Raw genomic sequence first — 1,202 nt, 5'->3', positions numbered from 1 at the left:
GAGAGACAACTCCCAATCTGCTCAAAACGCAGACTGGACGCCATCGCAAAAACCGTCAATCAAATCGCCAAAACCCAGAAATTACCGGCCAAGCACATCAATCAAGGGTTCTTCGATCCCTCCAGCTCATACGTTTGGCAGGCTGCTCTGTCTGGAGAAGACAGACTGCCTTGCCCTCCTTGCTGCAGGCGCGGGAGCAGGGCTGGCGACCGCTTTCAATGCGCCGGCAGCCGGTGCTGTTTTCGTTTTGGAAGAACTGGTCGGCCGGTTTGAAATCAGAATGGTTTGTGCCGCATTGGGGGCATCCATTTCGGCCATTCTGGTCAGCCGGGGCATGCTGGGTAGCCAGACGGTCTTTAGTGTCGCTCCTCTGATCCTTCCAGAATCGCTTGCCAAACAGCTGTTTTTCGTCATGACCGGGATCATGACGGGCCTGGTTGCTGTCGGATACAACCGGACGACCATGGCAGTGCTCCGTCTGGCCGGGAGGCTGCCTATCTGCATCTCAGTCAGGCCTGTTCTGGTGGGAGGTTTGGCCGGTTTGGTGGTTTGTCTTGCACCGCACTTGGCTGGAGGGGGAAAGTGGATCACGCAGACGGCCATAAACAACGAGATCGGATTACATCAGATTCCGGCACTACTGGCTTTTCGGCTGATTTTTGGGGCCCTGTCTTATGCCGCTGCAACACCTGGAGGTCTGTTTGCCCCCATGCTGGCCCTGGGGGCACTTTCCGGTCTGGGGAGTAGTGTTGTGGCACAGGCATTAAGTCCTGATACACCTCTGGCGACCGCACCTTTTGTGATTGTCGGCATGGCCTCCATGTTCGCCGGATCCGTTCGTGCACCGCTGACCGGGATTATTCTGGTTATGGAAATGACAGGTTCGTCCGAGTTGATAATGCCGCTTTTATCCGGGAGTTTTGCTGCGATGGTCGTAGCCGGCGCACTTGGAGACATGCCCATTTATGCTGCCCTGAGACTCAGGGCCCAGTCACACACGCGATGATTTCAGAGAAGTGTTCTATCCCCGATCTGGGGGGAAGCAGAATGCAATTGCATAATAAGTCTCTGACCTTAGGGCCTGTTAGGGCTTGATCCAGTCTGCTGCGGCAGCGATGTGGATGACCGCGAGGAACGACGTTGCTGTTTTTTCATATCTGGTTGCGACAGCGCGCCACTCCTTGAGGCGAGCCCAGAGGTTC

General features: G+C 55.8%; 2 protein-coding genes. One reads left to right on the top strand and one right to left on the bottom strand.

Annotation, left to right across the window (positions count from 1 at the left end; all coding sequences use genetic code 11):
* Positions 1–1,006, top strand: a 1,006-nt coding sequence (locus tag KMAL_RS16655) for a chloride channel protein (protein ID WP_239020199.1), incomplete at its 5' end; no start/stop codon positions are given.
* A 78-nt stretch (positions 1,007–1,084) separates the two neighbouring features.
* Here the strand turns inward: KMAL_RS16655 and KMAL_RS16650 are convergent.
* On the bottom strand, positions 1,085–1,202 hold a 118-nt coding region (locus KMAL_RS16650; RefSeq protein ID WP_018308590.1), incomplete at its 5' end, for a transposase.

This window comes from Novacetimonas maltaceti, from assembly GCF_002906255.1.
GTDB lineage: Bacteria > Pseudomonadota > Alphaproteobacteria > Acetobacterales > Acetobacteraceae > Novacetimonas > Novacetimonas maltaceti.
Note: the sequence above shows the minus strand (reverse complement) of the source record. Positions and strands in the feature narration are given on the sequence as shown.